23 protein-coding genes are annotated in these 22,840 nt (G+C 62.2%); 12 read left to right on the forward strand and 11 right to left on the reverse strand.

All coding sequences use genetic code 11. From position 1 onward, the window contains the following. Positions 1-208: 208 nt before the first annotated feature. The 3 genes from AC19YS_RS25790 to AC19YS_RS25800 are packed head-to-tail and all read left to right on the forward strand — an operon-like array spanning position 209 to position 2,125. Positions 209-1,204, forward strand: coding sequence for an aldo/keto reductase (locus AC19YS_RS25790; RefSeq protein WP_500602938.1), 996 nt, complete (start codon positions 209-211; stop codon positions 1,202-1,204). 1 nt (position 1,205) lies between these two features. After that, on the forward strand, positions 1,206-1,496 hold the full coding sequence (locus AC19YS_RS25795) for a DUF1330 domain-containing protein (RefSeq protein WP_500602939.1): 291 nt from the start codon (positions 1,206-1,208) through the stop codon (positions 1,494-1,496). A gap of 23 nt (positions 1,497-1,519) precedes the next feature. Next, positions 1,520-2,125: a cysteine hydrolase family protein gene (locus AC19YS_RS25800; protein ID WP_500602940.1), complete on the forward strand. Its 606-nt coding sequence runs from the start codon at positions 1,520-1,522 to the stop codon at positions 2,123-2,125. A gap of 47 nt (positions 2,126-2,172) precedes the next feature. On the opposite strand, the gene AC19YS_RS25805 is transcribed toward AC19YS_RS25800, so the two are convergent. Beyond that, entirely contained in the window at positions 2,173-2,565 is a 393-nt protein-coding gene (locus AC19YS_RS25805; RefSeq protein WP_106579114.1) for a tautomerase family protein, read from the reverse strand. 117 nt (positions 2,566-2,682) lie between these two features. On the opposite strand from AC19YS_RS25805, the gene AC19YS_RS25810 reads away from it, so the two are divergent. Beyond that, positions 2,683-3,627 (forward strand): LysR family transcriptional regulator, encoded by a 945-nt coding sequence (locus AC19YS_RS25810; RefSeq protein WP_500602941.1) that lies wholly within the window; start codon positions 2,683-2,685, stop codon positions 3,625-3,627. A gap of 40 nt (positions 3,628-3,667) precedes the next feature. On the opposite strand, the gene treS is transcribed toward AC19YS_RS25810, so the two are convergent. Both treS and AC19YS_RS25820 read right to left on the reverse strand, forming a co-directional pair. Continuing rightward, the gene (gene treS / locus AC19YS_RS25815; protein WP_500602943.1) at positions 3,668-5,734 is read right to left on the reverse strand and encodes a maltose alpha-D-glucosyltransferase; all 2,067 of its coding nucleotides are present in this window, start codon (positions 5,732-5,734) and stop codon (positions 3,668-3,670) included. 85 nt (positions 5,735-5,819) lie between these two features. Next, complete coding sequence (locus AC19YS_RS25820) at positions 5,820-6,707, reverse strand: LysR family transcriptional regulator (RefSeq protein ID WP_500602945.1); 888 nt, start codon at positions 6,705-6,707, stop codon at positions 5,820-5,822. Positions 6,708-6,837: 130 nt separating this feature from the next. Here AC19YS_RS25820 and AC19YS_RS25825 point away from each other — a divergent pair, with 130 nt between their 5' ends. Genes AC19YS_RS25825 through AC19YS_RS25835 form a run of 3 tightly spaced genes read left to right on the forward strand, consistent with a single transcriptional unit; the run spans position 6,838 to position 9,064 of the window. After that, entirely contained in the window at positions 6,838-7,737 is a 900-nt protein-coding gene (locus AC19YS_RS25825; RefSeq protein WP_500602946.1) for an NAD-dependent epimerase/dehydratase family protein, read from the forward strand. Next, the gene (locus AC19YS_RS25830; RefSeq protein ID WP_500602947.1) at positions 7,734-8,582 is read left to right on the forward strand and encodes an SDR family NAD(P)-dependent oxidoreductase; all 849 of its coding nucleotides are present in this window, start codon (positions 7,734-7,736) and stop codon (positions 8,580-8,582) included. Before AC19YS_RS25825 ends, AC19YS_RS25830 begins: the two co-directional genes overlap by 4 nt. Continuing rightward, positions 8,579-9,064 (forward strand): nuclear transport factor 2 family protein, encoded by a 486-nt coding sequence (locus AC19YS_RS25835; protein ID WP_124417549.1) that lies wholly within the window; start codon positions 8,579-8,581, stop codon positions 9,062-9,064. Before AC19YS_RS25830 ends, AC19YS_RS25835 begins: the two co-directional genes overlap by 4 nt. Here the strand turns inward: AC19YS_RS25835 and AC19YS_RS25840 are convergent. Further along, positions 8,997-9,791 carry an AraC family transcriptional regulator gene (locus AC19YS_RS25840; RefSeq protein WP_169366848.1) on the reverse strand — a complete coding sequence of 265 codons (795 nt, stop codon included), beginning with the start codon at positions 9,789-9,791 and terminating at the stop codon, positions 8,997-8,999. The genes AC19YS_RS25835 and AC19YS_RS25840 overlap by 68 nt on opposite strands. A 176-nt stretch (positions 9,792-9,967) precedes the next feature. On the opposite strand from AC19YS_RS25840, the gene AC19YS_RS25845 reads away from it, so the two are divergent. Genes AC19YS_RS25845 through AC19YS_RS25865 form a run of 5 tightly spaced genes read left to right on the forward strand, consistent with a single transcriptional unit; the run spans position 9,968 to position 16,413 of the window. Next, positions 9,968-11,593: an APC family permease gene (locus AC19YS_RS25845; protein WP_500602948.1), complete on the forward strand. Its 1,626-nt coding sequence runs from the start codon at positions 9,968-9,970 to the stop codon at positions 11,591-11,593. Between the two features lie 12 nt (positions 11,594-11,605). After that, the gene (locus AC19YS_RS25850) at positions 11,606-12,532 is read left to right on the forward strand and encodes a 4-hydroxyproline epimerase (protein WP_200625465.1); all 927 of its coding nucleotides are present in this window, start codon (positions 11,606-11,608) and stop codon (positions 12,530-12,532) included. Between the two features lie 38 nt (positions 12,533-12,570). Beyond that, entirely contained in the window at positions 12,571-13,518 is a 948-nt protein-coding gene (locus AC19YS_RS25855; protein WP_500602950.1) for a dihydrodipicolinate synthase family protein, read from the forward strand. A gap of 60 nt (positions 13,519-13,578) precedes the next feature. Then, a complete protein-coding gene (locus AC19YS_RS25860; protein WP_500602951.1) occupies positions 13,579-15,150 on the forward strand; it encodes an aldehyde dehydrogenase (NADP(+)) in 1,572 nt (523 codons plus the stop codon). A gap of 3 nt (positions 15,151-15,153) precedes the next feature. After that, the gene (locus AC19YS_RS25865; protein WP_500602952.1) at positions 15,154-16,413 is read left to right on the forward strand and encodes an NAD(P)/FAD-dependent oxidoreductase; all 1,260 of its coding nucleotides are present in this window, start codon (positions 15,154-15,156) and stop codon (positions 16,411-16,413) included. Between the two features lie 22 nt (positions 16,414-16,435). Here the strand turns inward: AC19YS_RS25865 and AC19YS_RS25870 are convergent, their stop codons facing one another. The 7 genes from AC19YS_RS25870 to AC19YS_RS25900 form a co-directional block, all read right to left on the reverse strand. Further along, entirely contained in the window at positions 16,436-17,350 is a 915-nt protein-coding gene (locus AC19YS_RS25870) for an ADP-ribosylglycohydrolase family protein (RefSeq protein ID WP_500602953.1), read from the reverse strand. A 50-nt stretch (positions 17,351-17,400) separates the two neighbouring features. After that, positions 17,401-18,384, reverse strand: coding sequence for a GlxA family transcriptional regulator (locus tag AC19YS_RS25875; protein ID WP_106579100.1), 984 nt, complete (start codon positions 18,382-18,384; stop codon positions 17,401-17,403). Between the two features lie 624 nt (positions 18,385-19,008). Continuing rightward, on the reverse strand, positions 19,009-19,617 hold the full coding sequence (locus AC19YS_RS25880) for a LysE family translocator (protein ID WP_119740197.1): 609 nt from the start codon (positions 19,615-19,617) through the stop codon (positions 19,009-19,011). A 70-nt stretch (positions 19,618-19,687) separates the two neighbouring features. Next, positions 19,688-20,632, reverse strand: a complete 945-nt coding sequence (locus AC19YS_RS25885) for an alpha/beta fold hydrolase (RefSeq protein WP_179608194.1) — start codon at positions 20,630-20,632, stop codon at positions 19,688-19,690. Positions 20,633-20,858: 226 nt separating this feature from the next. Then, positions 20,859-21,323 carry a hypothetical protein gene (locus AC19YS_RS25890; RefSeq protein WP_500603027.1) on the reverse strand — a complete coding sequence of 155 codons (465 nt, stop codon included), beginning with the start codon at positions 21,321-21,323 and terminating at the stop codon, positions 20,859-20,861. A 223-nt stretch (positions 21,324-21,546) separates the two neighbouring features. Then, positions 21,547-22,068 (reverse strand): DUF1993 domain-containing protein, encoded by a 522-nt coding sequence (locus AC19YS_RS25895; protein ID WP_500602954.1) that lies wholly within the window; start codon positions 22,066-22,068, stop codon positions 21,547-21,549. Positions 22,069-22,102: 34 nt separating this feature from the next. Continuing rightward, positions 22,103-22,813, reverse strand: coding sequence for a CerR family C-terminal domain-containing protein (locus AC19YS_RS25900; protein ID WP_119740191.1), 711 nt, complete (start codon positions 22,811-22,813; stop codon positions 22,103-22,105). Positions 22,814-22,840: the final 27 nt, after the last annotated feature.

A 22,840-nucleotide genomic window follows, 5' to 3' on the forward strand; every position in this document is an offset into this window, starting at 1 on the left:
CCTGTTTGCGCCAGACCGATCAGCAGCCAGGCAAACCTCACTCACGCTTGAACACTCAAAAAAACCCTAATAGATTTTATATAGAATCTATTTAATAGATGTTTACAGTCATGTATCTTCACTCTCGCTTGAGAAATTCCTCAACGAACACGACCCAACCGTCGTGCTTGACCTACGATTAAAGGCCTGATGAGGCCGAGGTGATGCAATGAGTTTGAAAGACAACATTATCGGGCAACTGGGCTTCGGCACGGCGCCGCTGGGCAACATGTTCCGCGCCATTGATGAAGACGAGGCAGCCGCCACCGTCGCCGCCGCCTGGGCTCAAGGCATCCGTTTCTTTGACACCGCGCCGCTGTACGGCGCCGGGCTGTCCGAGACTCGCCTGGGCAAGGCGTTGGCCCATCACCCTCGGGATGCGTACACCCTTTCCACCAAAGTCGGCCGCCTGGTGTCTGACGAAGTGCACGCAAACGCAGGCTCCGGCCCGTTCAGCCGGGGCAACCCGAACAAGATGCTCAGCGACTACTCGGCCGATGCCACTTTGCGTTCCATCGAAAGCAGCCTGCAGCGTTTGGGCACCGACCGCCTGGATATCGTATTTGTGCACGACGTGGCCCAGGACACCCATGGTGATGAGTGGATCGAACACTTCAACATTGCCCGCAAAGGCGCCTTCAAGGCGCTGTCGCGTCTCAAAGAAGAAGGTGTGATTCAGGCCTGGGGGCTGGGCGTTAACCGCGTTGAGCCTTGCGAACTGCTGCTGGATCTGGAGGAGGTTCAGCCCGACGGTTTCCTGCTCGCCGGTCGCTACACGCTGCTGGATCATGAGCAGCCGCTGCAACGCCTGTTCACCAAAGCTCAGGCCAAAGGCGCCGAGTTTGTCGCGGGCGGCCCTTACAGCTCCGGCGTGCTGGTCGGCGGCAAGCACTTCGAGTACCAACCTGCCTCTGCCGCCATGCTCGACAAGGTGGCGAAAATCCACGCGATCGCCCAGCACTACCACGTCGATATCAAGGCAGCAGCGTTGCAATTTGTGCTGGCCAACCCGCTGGTCGCCGCCGTCATCCCTGGCGCAAGTCGGCCTTCGCGTATTACCGAAGACACGCAGGCAATCAAGGCCCGCGTCCCGCGCGAATTTTGGCAAGCGCTGAAAGACCAGGGCTTTATTGCCCCCGATGCGCCTACCCCAAGCAGCCACTGACATGACCGCGTTTATTGTGTTCACCAAAGAACGTACCCACGACCAGTCACAGCTGGACCTGTACCAAAGCCAGGTCCGCGATACGTTTGACGGGCACCCCATTGACCTGGTGGTCAAGGGCACGCCGCACGCGCTCGAGGGCGCACAGGCAGAAGGTATAGTAATCCTGGCGTTCCCCACCCCCGCGGCGGCGCGCGCCTGGTACGACAGCCCCGCGTATCAGGCGGTCGCTGCACACCGTTTGAAGGGTGCGACCTACAGCGTCGCCCTGGTTGACAGCAGCAACGAATAAACCCTATTGATCGGAGAGCGACCATGCACCCGCATAAAACCGCGATTGTGTTGATTGAATACCAGAACGACTTCACCACTCCCGGCGGAGTGTTCCATGACGCCGTCAAAGACGTCATGCACACCTCCAACATGCTGGCAAACACCGCCACCACGATTGAGCAGGCACGCAAGCTGGGCGTGAAGATCATCCACTTACCGATCCAATTTGCCGCCGGCTACCCTGAGCTGACCACGCGCTCCTACGGCATCCTCAAGGGCGTGGCCGACGGCAGCGCCTTTCGCGCCGGCTCCTGGGGCGCCGAGATCAGCGACGCGCTGACGCGCGAAGCCGCCGATATTGTGATTGAAGGCAAACGCGGGCTGGATGCGTTCGCCACCACCGGCCTGGATTTGGTCCTGCGCAACAATGGCATCAAGAACCTGGTCGTCGCAGGCTTTTTGACCAACTGCTGCGTCGAAGGCACGGTTCGATCAGGTTACGAGAAGGGCTATGACGTGGTGACCTTGACCGATTGCACCGCGACGTTCAGTGAAGAACAACAGCACGCAGCCGAGCAGTTCACCTTGCCGATGTTTTCGCAAACCCTGCAACACACAGCGTTTCTGCAGGCGCTGAACGCCGAATAAAAAAAAGGGGCGACTCAGACTGAGTCGCCCCTTTTTTAGTGCCTGGGTCACTCGGTCGGCGCGTACTGCATTTCACCGTTACCAAATGACCAGTCTTCGCGCTTCACATCGACCAGGCTGATCCACACGTCTTCCTTGCGCAACCCGGTCCTGGCGTGGATGCCTTCGGCGATAAATGTATAAAAGGCCTTTTTCACTTCAATGCTGCGCCCGGCGTTCCACGTTACCTGGATAAACACAATCCTGGGCGTGTAGGTGATCCCCAGATAACCGGCCGCCGGGTACACCAGTTCATCCTTGGCATGCCGGTTGATGATCTGGAATTTATCGTGCTCAGGCACGTTGGCAACGCTGGTCATCGCCGCATATACCACCTCACCGATGGCGGTTACGGTGTCGGTGGAGGTGTCGGCGGCGAGGTCAATTCGGACTAAAGGCATTAACATATCCTTCACAGGGTGAGCGGCCATCCACACCGGCGGCCAGTGGTACCACGCTAGTCGCGACGACAAGATTCATCAAGCGCATAATTTTCTAGAAGATGATGAGTATTTCGCATGCTATTTCAAGACTTGAAGGCCTTCGTCACCGTGGTCGATAGCGCGTCACTGACCAAGGCAGCGCAAACGCTTTGCCTGACGCAGTCGGCGGTGTCTCGTCGCATTCAGCACTTGGAAGACACCTTGGGCGACGCATTATTCGATCGCTCGACGCGTCCGCCCTCGCCCACTGCCATCGGGCGTCGCGTCTACGAAAAAGCCGTGGCGCTGCTCAAGGACGCGGAGCACCTGCTGAGTATCCCCCAGGAAAATGCCCCACCCAGCGGGCGCTTCCGTGTGGGATTGACGCAGGTCGTCGCGGACGCGGTGGCGCTCGAGGTGGTCACGCGTATGCGCGACCAGCTGCCCGGGCTCGAACTGCAGATCGTCACCCACTGGAGTTCCGAGCTCGAGCAAAGCTTGCTCCTCGGCGAACTGGATGCAGCCACGCTGATGCTGCCCGCCGCCAATAGCCCACCCGCCTCGCTGCAAGCGCAACTGATCACCACACTCGACATTCGGGTGGTACAGAGCAAGCGCACACCGCGGGTGGCCCCGACCGCCACGATCAACGACCTGGCAGCCGTCGAGTGGGTGTTGAACCCCAAAGGCTGCGGGTATCGCGCGGCATTGGAAGCGGCCATGGGCGGACACGGCCACACGCTCAAACTGGCCTTGGACACCCATGGCGCGGCGATGCAGATGCGCATGGTCGCGGCCGGTTTCGGGCTGGGTCTAATTCCGGCAACGCTGTTAACCAGCAGTGCTCACGCAGATGAGCTGACCACCGTCGAGCTGAGTGATTTTCAGCTGAAAATGGACGTTTGGCTGGCACACCCGCAGCAACCAGGCAATCTGCGCCAGGCCAACGCATTGCTGGCCCAAGGCATTACAGAGGGTTTGCGCCAGCGAGACGCAGAGGATGCAGTTCATCGCAAGCCTCACGCTCAAACGCCGCGTTAATGCGGCACTTGATCGATGCGTCAATCAGCCCTGTCGGCACTCAAACCATCGGCGAATGACTGACAACGCGCAGCGCCAGGCCCTCGTAGGCATCCAGCGTGATGGTGAATTCACCCTCGGCAGTGAGGTCGCCCTCAACCCGTTCATTGATGATGTCCACCACCGGCCCCGGCGCGATATTGGGCAGGTGCAGGGTTTCAGTGATCGCGCTGCCGCCAAAGTTGAGCGCGGTAATCTGCGTGCCCTTCCCGGCCGGCAACTCGTGGACCATGATCAGCAAGCCGGGATGCTCGACGTCCGGCACCAGAATCTGCCGGCTGGCGGCGATGCCATAGGCACTGCGCACCGCGAGGATTTTTTGCAGCTGCGAGGCAAACGACTGCGGGTCCTGCAACTGCTGATTGAGGCTGCCGTACAGGGCTTTCGAGCGCGGCATCTGCCCCGCCGACAGCTCGGCCTCGGGGTTCAAGTCCACCAGGTCGTAGGCGCCACGGTGCACCCAGCGGGTATCGCCGTCGGCCATCAAATGCGCGACTTCATCGGCTGCCAACGGCAGTGCGCCAACCAGGTCCCAACCCGACAAGGCAAACACCCCAGGCTGCATGGCGTTGTACATCACCAACAACAAATGGATCTGCCGGATCTGCTCGATGTCAGTCGGCGTAATCGCCTCCAGGTCACGAATACCCAGCGCTGCGGTAATGATGCTGGCGGTGGTGCAGGACACGCCGTTGGTGACGAATTTGAGGTTATACGGCGCATGTTCGCCGGCCAGGCGTTCGTACATCTGTTCGCGGATATGCTCACGCAAAATGTTGCCGGGGAAAGTCTGGCCCTGATAGAGGTAATTGTCGTGGGCGTGCAAGGTCCAGAAATGCACCAGTTCCAGAGTCAGCTCATCATGGTTCTGCAACGCATGAATCAAGGAGCCTGGGTCGATGCCCTGGCTGTGCATCTCGCGCAGCATCAGGCGCAGAAACTCGGTGTCGCCCATCAGCAACGCGTGCTGATACGCCGGGCGGGTGATGAAGTCATAGGACAGGTCCGCGCCGCCGTGTGACATGGCGGCGATGTCATCCACCGTGAGGTTAAGCTCCTGAAAGCTGAACCCCCCGGCCTTGCGAATCGCGCCGCCGAGCAACTGGTTGCCGGTAATCGACAGCGGATGGCTCTCTGACCAGGCGCCGCCTTCAAGCTTGCGCTCCACCCCCAAGAAGCCGTTGGCATCCAGGCGCAGGATCTTGGCGCCCATCACGTCAATCGCATGCAGGGCGTCGCCGATGATCATTTGCTGCGCGGCAAACGAAGGGTCCAGCCAGTTCAGCGACGGCTGCCCTTCTTTGAAGTAATGCAGGTAGACCCAACGGCGCGGCTTGCCATCCACGCCGACCACCACCGGGGTAGCACTCCAATCGGTTTCCTTCACGCCGGGCTCGAAGAAAATCACCCGCTGCAACTGGCCGACGATGTAATGCTTGTCGCGTAGCGCATCCACCTGCGCGGGGCTGAGGTTCTGCGCGTCCCGGCCATCGGCGACGTCGGGCAACATCGGCCAGTCTTCTTCGCGGATTTCTACCATGTGGTAGAGCCCGGGATAGTCCTCATACGCCATCTCGGCCAGGCGGAAGTCCGCGCCTTTGCCGGTGTGGGATGGGATCACGTCGTCGATGATCACCGCGTTGTGCGCAGCGGCCATGCGTGTCAGGGCTTGCAACTGTGCCTCGGTGCCCAGTTGCGGGTCGATTTCAAAACTGATGCGGTCAAAATTGCCGTCGATGGTCGGTGTATGCCGCGTGCCGGAAAGCCCGCCGGATTTTTTCAGTGGGCCGTTGTGAATGCCCTGGATGCCGATCTTCGACAACGCGTGCCACAAGCTTTCGTCCCCCAGCGCCTCCAGGACCGTGCCGTTTTCACGGGTTACAATCGAGGCCGGGTACGCGGTAAACCACACCGACGACAAGGCTGACGCATCACGCGGCCGGGTATGCGCATACGGCTGCTGCCACAACCGCCCTTGCCCCGAATAAAGCTTGGCGCGCTGGCGCGCCGCGTGCAGCATCGATTGCTCAACCAGCCAGTTCACATGATCGTTGTCCGCCGCCGTCATAAGCCCGTTACCTGTGTGCGTGAAAAGGTTATTCGTAAGCATAGGAGCGGCCACGAGGGCGATTCGTTGCATTGATACTGTTGGGCTAAGACAGAAACCCGATTCGACGGCTAAGAAAATCAATCAGCACACGCAGCTTGAGCGGCACCTGGCTGCCGGACGGCCACAACAGGTTGAAGGTGCTGGTCTCCTCGCTATACGGCTCCAGCACCGCGCACAACTCACCCGACGCCAGGTATTCCCTGACCATGAAGTCTGCCGCGTACGTAATCCCCAAGCCTTTGAGCGCAAAACACACGCGGCCCTCCACCGAGTTGCTGATCAGCGTGCGCGGCAGCTCCAGCTCAGGTTGCTCAGGCTCTCGAATCAGCCAGCGCTGCAGCTTGCCCGTGTCGGGAAAGCGAAAGTGAATGCAGCGGTGTTCAAGCAAATCGCGGGGCCGTGTTGGCAGACCGTGCCGGGCAAAGTACCCCGGCGAACCGACCGCGAGCATGCGGTAACGGCCCAGGCAACGGGCCGACAAGCCAGAGTCCTTGGGCATGCCGCTGCGCACCACGGCATCAAAACCTTCGCCGATGATGTCCACAAGGCGATCGGTGAATTCCAGGTCCAGCTGGATATCCGGGTACAGCAACTGGAAGTCGGCAAACACCGGCAGAAATGGCTTGCCGATCATCGGCAGGCTTACCCGCAAAGGCCCCTGAGGCAAAGAGGCAGTCTGGCGTAACTCCTCCCCTGCCGCTTCCAGCTCCTGAATGACCCGCCGACACCGTTGCAGAAAACGTGTGCCCTCAGCCGTCAGCGTCAGGCTGCGAGTACTGCGGTGAAACAGCCGCACGCCAAGCTTCGCTTCCAGCCGCGCAATGCTTTTGCTGACCGCCGAGGCCGAGATACCCAGGTTCCGCCCTGCACCGACGAAACTGCCGACTTCGCCAGCCTGCACGAACACCGCCATGCCCCCAAAACTGTCCATGAACGTCCTTAATCGTTGAGCCATTCATGACAAAACTGTCACTACTGATCTGACACCTATCCCACTTATTCCGGCCTCAGGCAACCGCTAGATTGCACGCTGACTTGATCCACCTATCAGCGAGGCATTCATGAGCATATTTCTGACAGGCGCCAATGGGTATGTCGGGGGCACCGTCGCCCTGCGACTGATCAACGCCGGCTACGCCATTCGAGGCCTGGTGCGCGATGAAGAAAAAGCGCGCCAGGTGCAGGCATTGGGCATCGAACCGGTCATCGGCAACCTCGATGACCTGGCACTGCTGGCCAAGGAAGCGCGCGCCGCCGACGGCGTCATTCACACGGCTGACAGCGACCATCTCGGCGCCGTGCAGACCTTCATCCAGGCGCTGGCAGGCTCGGGCAAACCGTTCCTGCACACCAGCGGCTCCAGCGTGATCGGCGACGATGCCCAGGGTATAGCCGTCAACCCTGCCGTATTTGATGAAGACAGCACCTTCGTGGTGGCCGCCTCCAAACAACCGCGCCGCGACATAGAGCTCACAGTGCTCGGCGCCGCCGCGCAAAACATTCGCGCGGTGGTGATTTGCCCCAGCAGCATTTATGGCACCGGCACCGGCGTGCACACGCAAAGCGTGCAGATTCCCTGGCTGATCACTCAGGCTCAGGAAAGTGGCGTGGTGCGCGTGGTCGGCACTGGCGTCAATCGCTGGTCCAACGTGCACATCCACGATGTCGCCGAGCTTTACCTGCTGGCCCTGCAAAACGCCCCGGCCGGCGCGTTCTACTTTGTCGAAAACGGCGAGGCGTCGTTCCTTGAGATCGGCCAGGCGCTAGCCCGTCGCCTCAAGCTCGAACCGCTGGGGTTCTGGAGCGTGGAGCAAGCGACCGAACGCTGGGGCTATTTGCACGCGCACTACACCTTCGGCACCAACAGCCGGGTCACGGCCAAACGCGCACGCCAGGAGTTGGGTTGGGCGCCCATCCACGCATCGGTCCTGGAGTGGATTGAACAGGACATGGTGCTATGAGCAAGGTCTGGCTGATTACTGGCAGTGCCAGCGGCATTGGCAAAGGTATTGCGCACGCCGCGCTGGCAGCGGGCGACCAAGTGGTGGCAACCGACCTTGACCTTGCGCGCTTGCACGACGTCTTCGGCGCCTGCGGCGACCAGGTCTTGAGCCTGCATCTGGATATTCGTGACCAGGCCCAGGCACATGCCGCCGTCAGCGCGTGTATCGCGCGCTTTGGCCGCCTCGACGTGCTGGTCAATAACGCCGGGTATGGCCAGTTCGGGCCTTTCGAGGAAATCGACGCCGTCGAGCGCCAGTTCGCCACCAACGTACTGGGCACCTTCAACGTGACACGTGCAGCCCTGCCGACCCTGCGTGAGCAGCGCAGCGGGCACATCCTGAACATGTCGTCCAATGGCGGCTTCAAAGGGGTGGCCGGTGCGTCGATGTACTCCGCCAGCAAATTTGCCCTCGAGGGTTTCTCTGAGTCGCTGGCGCAAGAGATCGCCAGCCTCGGTATTCGCCTCACCGTGGTCGAGCCCGGCGCCTTTCGCACCGACTTCCTCGACCCGCGCGCGCTGAAGCTGGCCAGCGGCAGCATTCCCGACTACGACGACTACCGGGCCAACGCGCTGGCCGTGTTCGCCGCGCGCAACCACCAACAGCCCGGCGATCCGGCACGCCTGGGCAACGCCCTGGTGCGCCTGGTCAATGAGCCGGTGCCGCCGCTGCGGTTTATCGCCGGCGCCGACGCGCTGAGCGTGGTCAATGCCAAGCTGGCCGCGGTCGCCAAGGAAACCGCCGCGTGGCTGGAACTCAGCCTGAGTACCGATTTCCCCACCCATCAGGAGCCAACAGCATGAGCCTTCAAGCATTGAGCGCGCGCCTGGATAACCTCGAAAGCCACATGGCGATTCAACGTCTGATCGCCGAGTACGCACACGCCTTTGATCGTCGCGATGAAGCGTTGCTGCGCAGTATCTGGCATGCAGATGCCGTGCTGGCGTTGGGCGCTGCGTTCGGCCACTTCGTGGGTGTCGACGCGATTGTCGACTCCGCTCACCAGAACTGGGCGCACATGCCCCACATGCATCACTGGATGGCCAATACGCTGATCGAGCTGGAGGGTGAAACGGCCACCGCCCAGGCCGCCGTGGATTGCATGGTGTTACACCGTGAGCTGGGGCAGGTGCAAATCAGCGGCCATTACCACGACCGGCTCGAACGTCGGGGTGGGCGTTGGGCCTTTGTCGAGCGCCGATTCGACCTGCACTACCTCACGCCGCTGCCCCACTGGAAGCCGGTGGCCGGTAGCGAGGCGCCTGCCGATACTGCCTCGGCGTAAAGCCGGTCAATGCCTTGAACTGGCGAGTGAACGCGCTGTGGTCGGTGTAGCCGCATTGCAGCGCGACCTCGGTGATCGGCAGTTCGGTATGCAGCAACCGGTGCGCGTGTTCCAGACGCACTTTCTGGATCATCTGCCGTGGCGTCAGGTGGAACACGCGTTTGCAGTAGCGCTCCAGCTGCGCCACGGAAATGCCGGCGATGCGCGTCAGTTCACCGAGGCTGACGCGCCGGTTGAAATGCGTGCGGATGTGCGCGTCGACGGCGGCCAGGCGCTGATACGCCGGGTGCGTTTCGCTGGCTGACTGCAAGTCGACGGAGATGCCCGCCAGGCCGATGATCTGGTTGACATCGCTGTACAGCGGCCATTTGTGCGTCAGGCACCAGCCGGGTTCGCGCGTGCCATACAGGTGCAGTTCCAGCTGATCCTCAAGTACAAAGCCCTGTTCCAGCACGCGCCGATCCTGTTCGGTATAGCCCGGCCCCAGTTGCGCGGGGAACACCTGCGCACTGGTCTTGCCCAGTAGCGGTTGCAGCTGCTTGAGGCCGCAGCGCTGCACCAGCGTGTGGTTGGCGAGCACGTAGCGCGCCTCGATGTCCTTGATGAAGATCGCGGCATTGGGGATCACGTCGAGCATCGGCAACAGCTGCGCCACCCCGGCCAATAGCTGCTGCATGTCGTGGGGACGATTGGCCTGAAAAAGGCTCGCAAATGCGCTCGGCAGCATGAACTGGACTCCCCTGTTTTCGAGCAGATTGCCGCATGCCGATGTGACTGTCGAGCGCGGCCAACTGTGCCCAATTCGTCATCCACGCAGGCGCAAAACATCAATCGCCACGCCCTTGATGCGTTCAGGATAGCGCCACTACCTGCCTATCCAATAACTCACAAGAAGGCGCCGCCATGTCTGCTCAAGGCAAGTTCAAGAAACAACTTTCATTGATGGACCTGACCTTCATCGGGCTGGGCGCCATCTTCGGTTCGGGCTGGCTGTTTGCGGCCAGTCACGTCTCGGCCATCGCCGGGCCGGCCGGAATTTTTTCCTGGCTGATCGGTGGGTTCGCCGTGCTGCTGCTGGGCATCGTCTATTGCGAACTCGGCGCTGCCCTGCCCCGTGCCGGCGGGGTGGTGCGTTACCCGGTGTATTCCCACGGCCCGCTGTTGGGCTACCTGATGGGTTTTATCACGCTGATTGCGTTTTCAAGCCTGGTGGCGATTGAAGTGGTTGCCTCGCGCCAATACGCCGCTGCCTGGTTTCCCGGGCTGACCAAGGCCGGCTCCAGCGACCCCACCCCCTTGGGCTGGCTGATGCAATTGGCCCTGCTGTGCCTGTTCTTTGTGCTTAATTACCGCAGTGTGAAGACCTTCGCCATCGCCAATAACCTGGTGAGTGTGTTCAAGTTCATCGTGCCGCTGCTGGTGATTGGCGTGCTGTTCACCTTCTTTAAACCGGCGAACTTCCAGGCCCAGGGTTTTGCCCCGTTCGGCCTGTCGGGCATTGAGATGGCGGTGTCGGCCGGCGGCGTGATTTTTGCCTATCTGGGCCTGACGCCGATCATCTCGGTGGCCAGTGAAGTGAAGCACCCGCAACGCACAATCCCGATCGCGTTGATCCTCTCCGTGCTGCTCTCGACGGCGATCTATGTGCTGCTGCAAACCGCGTTCCTCGGCGGCGTGCCCACCGAGATGCTCGCCAACGGTTGGGCGGGGATCAGCAAGGAACTCGCGCTGCCTTATCGCGATATCGCCCTGGCGCTGGGTGTGGGCTGGCTGGCGTACCTGGTGGTGGCGGACGCGGTGATCTCGCCCAGCGGCTGCGGCAATATCTACATGAATGCCACGCCGCGCGTGGTGTATGGCTGGGCGCAGACCGGCACGTTCTTCAAGATCTTCACGCGCATTGACGAGAAATCCGGCATTCCGCGCCCGGCGCTGTGGCTGACCTTTGGCCTGTCGGTGTTCTGGACCCTGCCGTTCCCATCCTGGGAAGCGCTGATCAATGTGGTGTCGGCCGCGCTGATCCTGAGCTACGCCGTCGCCCCGGTGACCGTCGCCGCGCTGCGCCGCAATGCACCGGGCATGCCACGGCCATTTCGGGTCAAGGGCATGGCGGTACTCGGCCCGCTGTCGTTCATCATCGCCGCGCTGATTGTGTACTGGTCCGGCTGGAGCACCGTGTCGTGGCTGCTCGGCCTGCAAATCCTGATGTTTGGGGTGTACCTGCTGTGCGCACGCTGGGTGCCGACCGCGCACCTGAACATCAAGCAGCAAGTGCGCTCGTCGGCGTGGCTGATCGGCTTTTACGCGGCGACCCTCCTGCTCTCCAAACTCGGCAGCTTTGGTGGCCTCGGCGTGCTCAGCCACCCGTTTGACACGCTGATCGTCGCGGCCTGCGCCTTGGGCATTTATTACTGGGGCGCGGCCACCGGCGTGCCTGCCCACCTTGTGCGCCTGGAACACGAAGACGACGAAAGCGAAGCCGTCAGCCAACCCCGGCACAGCGCACCCTTGTCCCCGGCCTCCCACTGAATGGAGCGTTTTATGAAACGGTTGCACGTGATCGACTCCCATACCGGCGGCGAACCCACGCGCCTGGTGCTGGACGGCTTTCCCTCATTGACAGGCAGCAGCATCGCCGAGCAACTGCAGAACCTGCGCACCGAGCACGACCGATGGCGCCGCGCCTGCCTGCTGGAACCGCGAGGCAATGATGTACTGGTCGGCGCGCTGTACTGCGAGCCGGTCACTGCGGGTGCGACGTGCGGGGTGATCTTCTTCAACAACACCGGCTACCTCGGCATGTGCGGCCACGGCACCATCGGGCTGGTCGCCTCGTTGCACCACTTGGGCCGCATCGAGCCCGGCGTTCACAGCATCGACACGCCGGTTGGCCCTGTAACGGCCACCCTGCACGAGGACGGCGCCGTGACCCTGCGCAACGTGCCCGCCTATCGCCATCGCCACCACGTGGCGGTGGACGTGCCGGGCCATGGCGTGGTCCACGGCGACATTGCCTGGGGCGGCAACTGGTTTTTCCTGGTCTCGCAGCACGGGCAAACGCTTGAGATGGGCAACGTCGATGCCCTCACCGACTACACCTGGACGATGCTCAAGGCTTTGGAAAACCAAGGCATCCACGGCGCCGATGGCGCGCTGATCGACCATGTCGAACTGTTCGCAGACGACGCCAACGCCGACAGCCGCAATTTCGTCATGTGCCCCGGCAAAGCCTACGACCGCTCGCCGTGCGGCACCGGCACCAGCGCCAAGCTCGCGTGCCTGGCCGCCGACGGCAAGCTCGCGCCCGGTGCGACCTGGGTGCAAGCCAGCATCACCGGCAGCCAATTCGAAGGCCGTTATGAATGGGACGGCGAGCGCGTACGCCCCTTTATCACCGGCCGCGCCTACATGACCGCCGACAGCACCCTGCTGATCGACGCGCAGGACCCTTTCGCCTGGGGCATCTGAGCCCTGATTTTTACTGAACGCTGCAAGGAGTTAAAACAATGAGCGACAACATTTTCACCGGTTGCATCCCCGCGCTGATGACCCCGTGCACGCGTGAGCGCAAGCCGGACTTCGACGCCCTGGTGGCCAAGGGGCGCGAACTGGTCGATATCGGCATGAGCGCCGTGGTGTACTGCGGCTCCATGGGTGACTGGCCGTTGCTCACCGAAGCCCAGCGCCAGGAAGGTGTGGCGCGCCTGGTGGGTGCCGGTGTACCGACCATTGTCGGCACGGGCGCGGTGAACAGCCGTGAGGCCGTGGCCCACGCAGCGCACGCGGCCAACGTCGGTGCCCATGGCCTGATGGTGATCCCGCGCGTGCTGTCACGCGGTGCGTCGGCGACCGCGCAAAAGGCGCACTTCTCGGCCATTCTCAATGCCGCGCCAAACCTGCCGGCGGTGATCTACAACAGCCCGTACTACGGTTTTGCCACCCGCGCCGACCTGTTCTTCGAACTGCGCCGCGAACACCCCAACCTCATCGGTTTCAAGGAATTCGGCGGCGCTGCCGACCTGCGTTACGCGGCTGAAAACATCACCTCCCAGGACGATAACGTGACCCTGATGGTCGGCGTCGACACCCAGGTGGTGCACGGCTTCGTCAACTGCAACGCCACCGGCGCCATCACCGGCATCGGCAATGCGCTGCCACGTGAAGTGCTGCAACTGGTGGCCCTGAGCAAGCAAGCCGCCAAAGGTGACGCCAAGGCGCGGCGCCTGGCCCGCGAACTGGAAGCGGCGCTGGGCGTGCTGTCCTCCTTCGACGAAGGCTGCGACCTGGTGCTGTATTACAAACATCTGATGGTGCTTAACGGTGACCACGGTTACGCCCTGCACTTTAATGAAACCGACGTGCTCAGTGATGCGCAGCGCCATTATGCCGAGCACCAATACGCGCTGTTCCGCCAGTGGTATGCCAATTGGTCCGCCGAACAGAACCTCGCCTGAGCCCTTGCGCGCCGCTGTGCTTCTCACAGCGGCCAACCCTCATTTTTCCAGGACGACCCCATGACTCTGACGGGCAAGATGCTGATCGGTCAGCAAGCCATTTCCGGCCATCGCGAAGCGATTCGGGCCATCAACCCCGCCACCGACGCGCCGCTGGAACCGGCTTACGCCGGCGGCGGTCGTGAGCATGTCGAGCAGGCGTGCGCCCTGGCGTGGGCTGCGTTCGACACGTATCGCGAAACCTCGCTGGCCGAGCGCGCCAGCTTTCTGGACGTCATTGCCGACGCTATCGAAGCCCTCGGCGATGAGTTGATCGAACGCGCCATGGCCGAAACGGGCCTGCCGCGCCCGCGCATCCAGGGCGAACGAGGCCGCACCTGCGCGCAGTTGCGTACCTTTGCGCGCACCGTGCGCGCCGGTGAATGGCTGGGCGTGCGTGTGGACACCGCGCAGCCCGAGCGCCAGCCGTTGCCACGTCCAGACCTGCGTCAACGGCAGGTGCCACTGGGCCCGGTGGCCGTGTTTGGCGCGAGCAATTTCCCCTTGGCGTTCTCGGTGGCGGGCGGTGATACCGCTTCGGCCCTGGCGGCCGGCTGCCCGGTAGTCGTCAAGGCACATGGTGCCCATCCCGGCACCAGTGAACTGGTCGGACGCACGGTGGCCCAGGCGGTGAAGGCCTGCGGTTTGCCCGACGGGGTGTTTTCACTGCTTTACGGCGCAGGCACGGACATCGGCATGGCGCTGGTCACCGACCCGCGCATCAAGGCCGTGGGCTTTACCGGTTCGCGCAACGCTGGTATCGCGTTGACCCAGGCGGCGCAGGCGCGGCCGGAGCCGATCCCGGTGTATGCCGAAATGAGTTCGATCAACCCGGTGTATCTGTTTCCTGCCGCGTTGCAGGCACGTGGCGAAGCGTTGGCGCAGGGTTTTGTCGCGTCGTTGACTCAGGGCGCCGGGCAATTTTGTACCAACCCTGGGTTGGTGATTGCCGTCGCAGGCAGCGCATTGGATGCGTTCATCGCCACCGCAACGCAGTTGCTGCGCGGTTGCGCGGCCCAGACCATGCTGACGCCGGGTATTTTTCACGCCTACCAAACCGGCGTGAGTACGCTGGCCGAACATGCCCGGATTGCGGCAAAAGGTCGGGCGGCCGACGGCCCCAACCAGGGGCAGGCGCACGTGTTCGTCACCCCGGCCCATGATTTTTTGCGCAATCAGCACCTGCAAGCAGAAATCTTCGGCGCCGCATCGCTGGTGGTGGTGTGCGCCAGCGAAGATGAAGTGCGCCAGGTCTCGGAACACTTGGAAGGCCAACTGACGGCCACACTCCACTTGGATGATGGCGACGTTGCAAGTGCCAAAGCCTTGCTGCCGGTGCTTGAACGCAAGGCCGGGCGCTTGCTGGTCAACGGCTGGCCCACGGGTGTGGAGGTGTGTGACGCCATGGTCCACGGCGGGCCCTTCCCTGCCACCTCGGACTCACGCAGCACCTCGGTGGGCACGGCGGCGATCCTGCGGTTTTTGCGCCCGGTGTGTTACCAGGACTTCCCCGATGGCTTGTTGCCTCGCGCGCTGCAACAGGGCAACCCGTTGCAGTTAAGGCGTTTGCTCGACGGTAAGAGAGAGGCCTAGGCCATGTCCGACTCCAATACCGCGGACACCGTGGTCATCGGCGCCGGGATAATCGGCGTGGCTTGCGCGTTGCAATTGGCGCGTCAAGGCCGGCGCGTGGTGGTCATCGACCCGCAGCCGCCCGGAATGGGCGCCTCCTATGGCAACGCCGGGCACCTGGCGACCGAGCAGGTGTTTCCGATTGCCGACGTGTCGATCCTCAAGCGCCTGCCGGCGATGCTGATGGACCCCAGGGGCCCGCTGAGCCTGGACTGGAAATACCTGCCGCGCGCCCTGCCCTGGTTTGTGCGCCTGTTGCTGAACCTGCGCCCGGCGAGCTACCGGCGCACGGTCGCAGGTATTCGCGCGCTGAATGAAGCCAGCCTGGCGGCGTGGCAACGGTTGTTGCAGAGCATTGACCGGCCACAGTTGCTGCGCCCAGACGGCTCCTTGCTGGTGTTTGAACGCGCCGCGTCAGCTGAGGCGATCAATGCATTGCGCCTGCGCATGCAGCAGCAAAACGTGGCAGTGGAATTCTGGCCAGGTGAGGCGATACGCCAGGTGGCGCCGCAACTGAGCGAGGCTATCCGAGGCGGCCTGTTTTTCCCCGGCACTGGGCATTTTATTGACCCGTACACCGTGGTCTGCGAACTGGTGAGCGCCGCCAAGGCCAGTGGCGTGCAGTTTGTGCAGCAGCGCGTGCTGGATGGGCGGGTGGATGGCGCCGGCGTGTCGCTGATGACCGATCAAGGCGTCGTCGCCGCGCGCCAGGTATTGATCGCCTGCGGTGCCCATTCGGCCAGACTCACCGCGGCACTCACGGGTAAAACAGTGCCACTGGACACCGAACGCGGCTATCACTTGATGCTGCCAACGGAACAGAACCGCCTGCCGTTTGCCGTCACCTCGTTTGAGCGCAAGTTCATCATGACGCCCATGACCGATGGCTTGCGCCTGGCCGGCACCGTCGAGTTCGCAGGGCTCAAGCGCCCGGCGAATATGCAACGTGCCTGGCAATTGCACCGGCTGAGCCAAGGCTTGTTTCGTCAGGACCTGAACGCGCAGGACGCGACCGCCTGGATGGGATTTCGCCCTTCCCTGCCCGACTCATTGCCGATCATTGATCGGCTGTGCGACGGTAAGGTGCTGCTCGCGTTCGGGCACCAGCATTTGGGCCTGACGCAGGCAGCGGTGACGGCAGAGATCGTGGCGCAACTGGCCGCCGCACACCCCTCGCTGTCAGAGCTGCCCACGCTTGCGCCCTACCGACTGGGGCGATTCTGAGCAACGCTGCCGGGTGCGGGCCTCAGTGGCCGGCCCTGGAGGCGTCTGATAAGGCATCCGCCATCTGCTGAATCTCAGCGCGCATCCATACTTTTTCCAGCCAGCCTGCGGGAATGCCTTGGACGCCATAGTGGGCGCCCGCCAACTGACCCACGATGGCGGCCGTGGTGTCCGCATCGTCACCCAGGTTTGCAGCGGCGAGCACGGCATCGGCAAAGCTGTCGGTGTGGTGAAAGCACCAGAACGCGGCTTCCAGCGAGGCAACCGAATAGCCGGAACCGACAATCTCGCCACGCGACTTGTCACGGTATTCGCCGGCGGCGATGGCCAGCACTTTGGGCGCCGTCAGCGCAGCGTCCGAGACGCGCAATACGTCGTCTTTGGGCATCCCGCCCAAGGCATTGCAAAGCGCCTGCGCGAGTACCACACAGCACTCGATGGCCTCCGGGGCTGCGTGGGTTGTGCGTGAACTGTCGATGGCAAATGTGCGCACACGTTGCCAGTCCGGGAAGAAGAACAACACCACAGGCGCGAGGCGCATCATCGAGCCATTGCCGGCCGAATACGGGTGCGTAGAACCCGCAAACGGGTCGCCATGCTGCTGGAAAGCCGCCAGGGCCTCGCGCACGGTCACGCCGATATCAAAGCAGTCCCCCGTGGCACTCAAATAGCCCCACTGCCACCAGTTCAGGTACCGGCCCATCTGATCCTTCGCGTCAAAGCCGCCCTTGCTCAGCAGGCTTTCGGCCAGGCACAGGGCCATCGATGTGTCGTCGGTCCACTGGCCAGGCTTCAGGCTGAACGGCCCGCCTCCGACCATGTCCGTCACGGCGGCAAATGTGCCGCGGGGCATGAACTCAACCGTGGTGCCGACCGCGTCGCCACAGGCCAGCCCAAGCAAGCTGCCGCGGTAGCGGTCTGGCAGTGTTATAGGCATAGGTACTCCTTGATAAAACATCGTCCAAATAGAAAATCAACGCGCGCAGCCTACTTGACCAGCCGCTTCTCCTTGGAGGGGCGATAGCCGAAATACGCGCTGTAACATTTGCTGAAATGGCTCGGCGAGACAAAACCGCACGCCACCAGCACGTCCACCTGGGACAGTTCGGTGTGCTGCAACAAGCGCCGCGCCTCGGTTACCCGCAGTTCCATGTAATAGCGCTGCGGCGTGGTACCCAATTGTTCCTTGAACAGCCGTTCCAGCTGACGGCGCGAGCGGCCGGCGTAAACGGCCAGTTGGTCGAGTTCCAGCGGTTCTTCAAGGTTGGCGTCCATCAGCTTCACCACTTCACGCAGCGGCGCACTGACGCAGACATTTTCCGTGGGTTTGATGCGTCGGTAACGCGACTCCTCAAACGCCAGAATGTCTTCAATGCCCTCGACCAGCGCCTTGCCGTGCAGGCCCTTGATCCAGTCCAGGGCCATGTGAAACGCGCCTGAGGGGCTGGAGGCCGTCAGGCGGTCACGGTCGATCACATAGGGCTCGCTGGTCACTTGGGCGGCCTTGGAGACCTCCGCCAGCGCCGGGCGATGTTCCGGGTGAATGGCGCAGCGATAGCCCTGCAGCAGGCCGGCACGGCCGAGAAACCAGGCGCCGTTCCACAACCCGGCAAGGGCGACAGCCTGTTCGGCGGCGCTGCGTAACAAGTGGCTGAATTCGTCATCGGCCTTGAGTTCGGTACGAAAACCGCCGCACACCACCAACAAGTCCAACTGCGGCAACGCCGACACGTCCAGGCGCGCATCGGGACGGATGACCAGGCCCAGGTCGCTGATGACCTCGCCGTCGCCGCAACCGAACGTACGGGTGGCAAACAGTTCGGGACGCAACAGGTTGGCGGTGATGAGCGTGTCCAGGGTCTGGGTGAATGCGGGCAGGGAGAAGTGTTCGAGCAGCAAAAAACCCACACGGGTAACCGGCGGCGACTGCTGGGGGGTGTCATTCAGGTAGCGCAGGTTCTTGCCTTGCATGCCACCGCTGAATTGGCGTCTTTCCATCGAGGGTTGGCCCACTCTTATTGTTGATGCAGTGGGCGCTATCTTAGGGGCAAATGCAGACGCTGTCCCCCGGCATTCCCCAAGCGTGGTGCCTGAGCGTGCGGTTGCACCGGCGGCGCTGTTGGACGCCGCCGCGTGCCTGATCTTGAGAAAACAGTGTGCCTTCCAGGCCTGCTACCGGGCAGTCGCGGGGCCATCTGATACGGTTTTTTCTTTGCTATCTGCGTCTGTATCGAAAACGCCTCGAAGCGGACAATGGCGCCATCCCGACATTCCTGTCGTCCCCTTCCCTTCGGAGGCCTTATGACCAAGATGGCACTTTTCCTGTTCGGCTTTTTGGTGTTGACCATCGGCATCGGCTTGCTGGCGACCATCTCGCCTGTGTGATTGCGTCACCGTCTGGGTATCGGCCGAGCTGCGCGCCGCCTGTGTGGCCAGCTCGCTGATGATCAGCGCAGTGGCCGGCCAACCCGTCCATGACTGAGTGGGTCGGCAATACTCGAACAGCGCCCCGACCACCGCTGCCGCTGGCGCCTCACCCTCGTCATAGAGGTCGCCGGCCCGCAGCTGCAACACCTGTGACGTCACCCGGCTCTGTCAACTCGCAAAGAGCATCGGGTACAGCGATACCACCAGCAGCCCGGCCATCGACACGTTGAACAGTCGCAACCAACGCGGTTCACGCAGCACAGTGCGCAGGCCAGTGCCGCAAACCACCCATACACACACGCTGGGCAAGTTGACCACCGCAAACACCAGGGCAATCACCAACACGTTGGTCACATAACCTTCGGCCGGCGTGTAGGTGGTGATCGCCCCCAACGCCATGATCCACGCCTTGGGATTGACCCATTGAAACGCCGCCGCCCCGAGGAAGGTCATGGGTTTGGCGTGTTCGTTGTTGCTCTCGGGCATGCCGCCCGAGGTTGCAATCTTCCACGCCAGGTACAACAAGTAAGCCGCGCCCACATACCGCAACAGGGTGTAGGCCCATGGAAATACCTTGAACACCTCGCCCAGACCGAGCCCCACCGAAATCACCAACAGCATAAAGCCGATGCTGATGCCCATCGCGTGGGGCATCGACCGGCGAAACCCGAAGTTCACGCCAGAAGCCAGCAGCATCGTGTTGTTGGGGCCGGGTGTGATCGAGGACACGAAGGCAAACAGCACAAAGGCTGAGAGCAGGCTGGTAGACATGAACATGGCGCGGCATCCCGACGGCGGTGGTATGCCTGCGACAGTAATCGGTTGCAGCCCTGGCTGCCCCGTACAGCTAGGGGCGGATCGAGGAATACACTTTGGCTTTGTCGAGAAATTCGCGACAGTGCGCGACGGTCTGCTGCGTGGCCTCCACCATCGGCAAGTGGCCGATGCCTTCAAGAATTTCCAGGCGCGCATGCGGGATCCCCTCAAGCCAGGTTTGCGCGCTGGCAACGGGCACCATGCGGTCCTCCCGGCCCCACAGGATCAGGCTTGGCACGCGTACGTGCGGCAACCAGGGCTCCATGCGCGGGCTGTCGGAGAAGTTCGCGAAAATCTCCGCCAGCTCCGCGCGGCGCTTGATGTAGCTTTGCGCCTCGGCCGCCAATAACACTTCGGGGATGAAAGGCGGTGCCGCCATGGTCATGGCGAAAAACCGGTCGAATTGCTGACGGGTGCGAATCAGAAACGGGTTATCGCCACTATTGACCAACGCTTCGACTTCGTTGGGCTGCGGCAGATTCACGCCCGCGGCGCCAATCAAACCGAGCGACAGCACGCGCTCCGGATAATGAGTGGCCAACCAGCTGGCGACATACGCGCCCATGGAACTGCCAATAACGTGCACTTTGTCGACCTGGCAGGCGTCCAGCAGCGCCACCATGCGCCGCGCCTGGGCCGCGATGCTGTAATCGCCGCCCGTCACAAAGGCAGTTTTACCGTGGCCGGCCAGATCCGGAATGATCACGCGGTAAGCATCGACAAAGTGCCGCGCAAACCCCAACCAGACGCCCTTGTCGGCGCTGAAACCGTGCACCAGCAACAGCGCCGGCGCATGCGTGTCGCCCCCCTGATAAGTGGCGAGGGTCATGCCTTTGATCGGCACGTTGAGGGTCTTCAATCGAGAGCGCCGCGCTTCTACCCAGGCGATGAGCGCAAACAGCACGTTGCCAACCCGGGGATAGGTCCACCAGATCCACACGGCCACGATGGCAAGTACGCCGACGATCACAAGCATCAAGGTTTCTCCGGCAGTGACGACTGGATTGCTTTCACTGACCGGTATAGTTGCTCACGTCGCTTGAATCTGCGCTGAATGCATCACAAAAGGCCAAGCCATGAGTGTCGGCACAGCGCGGTGGTTGAGTTGCGGGGACTGAATGACACTGACCGCCGGTGATGCACAAAACGGTCCCCACTGACGCACCGGGAACCGTTTTTGGCGTGGCTGACAACCTGCGGCCTCAGTTCTGCGGCCGTTGTTTGGTCGAGTCCAGTTCGGCTTTTTTAGCGGTGGAAATTTCAGTGATCTGCGCAGACTTGGCGATGGCCATGTCAAACGTGTCCTGCATGTTGGCGATGGCATCGGTCGCCGTGCCCTTCAGCCCGCCATTGGCCGCCCAGTCGAAGTTCCACACGCCGGACAGGTTATCGGCACCGGCCACGTCGTGGGTTTCGATGGCGGTGAATACATCGGGGTGTTTTTCCATGTACTTGGCAGCGTCGGAAACGTTCGCTGGCACCTTGCCTGAGGCATTGCTGGCCAGTTGCGACAGCTCCTGCTTGGTGATGGCCGACTTGCCGGTCTGGCGCATGTAATCGGCAATAACCTTGCTGGACCTGGCAATGTTCAACTTGTCGTCGAAAGACGACGGCGAGGACTTTGGCGTGTTCGACCCGCCAGACGCGGGCGTTACGGTAGTAGACATCGGCGCTGCTCCCTCAATGGAACGAATGAAATCGTCGTGCTGACGATACCCCGATGCGGACGTTAGCATGGGCAAAGGGCCATTCCCCATGCTTCACAACATTTCACAACGGCTGCCCGATTTTCGCAGCCTTTGGGCACAGCCATCAGCGCAAAAGCGCGGCTGCAGATGCTCGTGTCGACACTGCGCAGTACCACAATCGCCGCCGCCCTTAATGCTGCGTTCAGCCCTGACGCACATACGCGAACATGTGCGGCACATAGTCCGCTTTGCCCAGCGGCACGCCGTTATGGCGCAGGATGTTGTAGGCGGTCATCAGGTGAAAATAGAACTGCGGCGTGGCCCAATTGACGGCGTATTCATTGCCGGTCATCTGGAAGGCGATACCACCGGGGAGTTCGATGGCGATGGATTCATCCGCCCGACGCTCAATCACGCTGCGGTCAGCGCCGGCGAGCACTGCCAGCGTCTGGTCAATCAGTGCAAGCGCCTCAGCCATTGAGGTCGGGGCCTGCAGCGTCGACAGCGGATGCCCGCTTAGCCGCTCAACCGCCTCGCGCGCCTGGGTGCAGGCGTAGCGAACCTGGGTCGCCAGGGGGTGCATGTCGGGTGCCAGGCGTGAATCGAGAAGAACTTGCGGGTCGAAAGCCAGTGCTGCAGCGTGAGCATCACCCTTGGTGAGCAGGCCTTTGAGCGAGTTCAGCATCTGGGCGAAGCAGGGAATGGTAACGGTATAGAGCGACATCGTTGCGTCCTTGTCTGGGGTTGAAAAAATCACATCACGTAGCGACCACGCCGCGTTGCTTGACCAGGCCTTCCAGGGTAAACCGGGCTTGCATCAGCACCACGTCGCGCACCAGTTCCATTTCCTTCTGGTTGACCTCGGCCCACTTCAACGCCTCAAGCAGCTTGGGTTTTTGCACCCGGAATGCCAGGCCTTGGGTGAACAGTGCCATCGAGTGAATCACGGTGCGCTCGTCCTCCACCGCGAAACCGGCCAGGCGCGCGATCAGTTGGCGGATAACCCGGCCAATGCGCGCCTTGAAGCGATCCTCAAACGCTGTTGTCGCGCTTTCTGGACACAGGCCGGCCTGGTGGCGGTCTAGAAACGCACGCCAGGCGGTGGTTTGCGGGCTGTCCTGGATGGTGGAAACCACCGTACCGAGGATGCCCAGCGACACGTCGATCAGGGTTTTATCGTCCGAGGCCTGATCGGCCAACGCGCATTCGGCGGCCTCCACGCAAGGCGCCATCTTGCGCCACAGCAGTGCGATCAAGTGCTCGACACACTCCAGATAGATGCCTTCCTTGCCGTCAAAATAGTACTGAATCGCCGGGGCGTTGACGCCCGCGGCCGTGGCGATGTCGCGGGTCGACGCGCCGTCGTAGCCGCGCTCGCCAAATACCACGACCGCCGCGTCGACAATACGCGCGCGGGTTTCTTCACCACGCTGATAACCACCCTCGGCGGCAGGTTTATGTCGTGCCATGTGCAGCTCCTTTCGAATACCGGACCA

Source organism: Pseudomonas sp. MF08831, from assembly GCF_059862645.1.

Excerpts from the sequence above, each read along its gene's own strand:
- AC19YS_RS25790 (WP_500602938.1), top strand. The coding sequence starts at position 209 with ATGAGTTTGAAAGACAACATTATCGGGCAACTGGGCTTCGGCACGGCG.
- AC19YS_RS25795 (WP_500602939.1), top strand. The coding sequence starts at position 1,206 with ATGACCGCGTTTATTGTGTTCACCAAAGAACGTACCCACGACCAGTCA.
- AC19YS_RS25800 (WP_500602940.1), top strand. The coding sequence starts at position 1,520 with ATGCACCCGCATAAAACCGCGATTGTGTTGATTGAATACCAGAACGAC.
- AC19YS_RS25805 (WP_106579114.1), bottom strand. The coding sequence starts at position 2,565 with ATGCCTTTAGTCCGAATTGACCTCGCCGCCGACACCTCCACCGACACC.
- AC19YS_RS25810 (WP_500602941.1), top strand. The coding sequence starts at position 2,683 with ATGCTATTTCAAGACTTGAAGGCCTTCGTCACCGTGGTCGATAGCGCG.
- treS (WP_500602943.1), bottom strand. The coding sequence starts at position 5,734 with ATGACGGCGGCGGACAACGATCATGTGAACTGGCTGGTTGAGCAATCG.
- AC19YS_RS25820 (WP_500602945.1), bottom strand. The coding sequence starts at position 6,707 with ATGGACAGTTTTGGGGGCATGGCGGTGTTCGTGCAGGCTGGCGAAGTC.
- AC19YS_RS25825 (WP_500602946.1), top strand. The coding sequence starts at position 6,838 with ATGAGCATATTTCTGACAGGCGCCAATGGGTATGTCGGGGGCACCGTC.
- AC19YS_RS25830 (WP_500602947.1), top strand. The coding sequence starts at position 7,734 with ATGAGCAAGGTCTGGCTGATTACTGGCAGTGCCAGCGGCATTGGCAAA.
- AC19YS_RS25835 (WP_124417549.1), top strand. The coding sequence starts at position 8,579 with ATGAGCCTTCAAGCATTGAGCGCGCGCCTGGATAACCTCGAAAGCCAC.
- AC19YS_RS25840 (WP_169366848.1), bottom strand. The coding sequence starts at position 9,791 with ATGCTGCCGAGCGCATTTGCGAGCCTTTTTCAGGCCAATCGTCCCCAC.
- AC19YS_RS25845 (WP_500602948.1), top strand. The coding sequence starts at position 9,968 with ATGTCTGCTCAAGGCAAGTTCAAGAAACAACTTTCATTGATGGACCTG.
- AC19YS_RS25850 (WP_200625465.1), top strand. The coding sequence starts at position 11,606 with ATGAAACGGTTGCACGTGATCGACTCCCATACCGGCGGCGAACCCACG.
- AC19YS_RS25855 (WP_500602950.1), top strand. The coding sequence starts at position 12,571 with ATGAGCGACAACATTTTCACCGGTTGCATCCCCGCGCTGATGACCCCG.
- AC19YS_RS25860 (WP_500602951.1), top strand. The coding sequence starts at position 13,579 with ATGACTCTGACGGGCAAGATGCTGATCGGTCAGCAAGCCATTTCCGGC.
- AC19YS_RS25865 (WP_500602952.1), top strand. The coding sequence starts at position 15,154 with ATGTCCGACTCCAATACCGCGGACACCGTGGTCATCGGCGCCGGGATA.
- AC19YS_RS25870 (WP_500602953.1), bottom strand. The coding sequence starts at position 17,350 with ATGCCTATAACACTGCCAGACCGCTACCGCGGCAGCTTGCTTGGGCTG.
- AC19YS_RS25875 (WP_106579100.1), bottom strand. The coding sequence starts at position 18,384 with ATGCAAGGCAAGAACCTGCGCTACCTGAATGACACCCCCCAGCAGTCG.
- AC19YS_RS25880 (WP_119740197.1), bottom strand. The coding sequence starts at position 19,617 with ATGTTCATGTCTACCAGCCTGCTCTCAGCCTTTGTGCTGTTTGCCTTC.
- AC19YS_RS25885 (WP_179608194.1), bottom strand. The coding sequence starts at position 20,632 with ATGCTTGTGATCGTCGGCGTACTTGCCATCGTGGCCGTGTGGATCTGG.
- AC19YS_RS25890 (WP_500603027.1), bottom strand. The coding sequence starts at position 21,323 with ATGTCTACTACCGTAACGCCCGCGTCTGGCGGGTCGAACACGCCAAAG.
- AC19YS_RS25895 (WP_500602954.1), bottom strand. The coding sequence starts at position 22,068 with ATGTCGCTCTATACCGTTACCATTCCCTGCTTCGCCCAGATGCTGAAC.
- AC19YS_RS25900 (WP_119740191.1), bottom strand. The coding sequence starts at position 22,813 with ATGGCACGACATAAACCTGCCGCCGAGGGTGGTTATCAGCGTGGTGAA.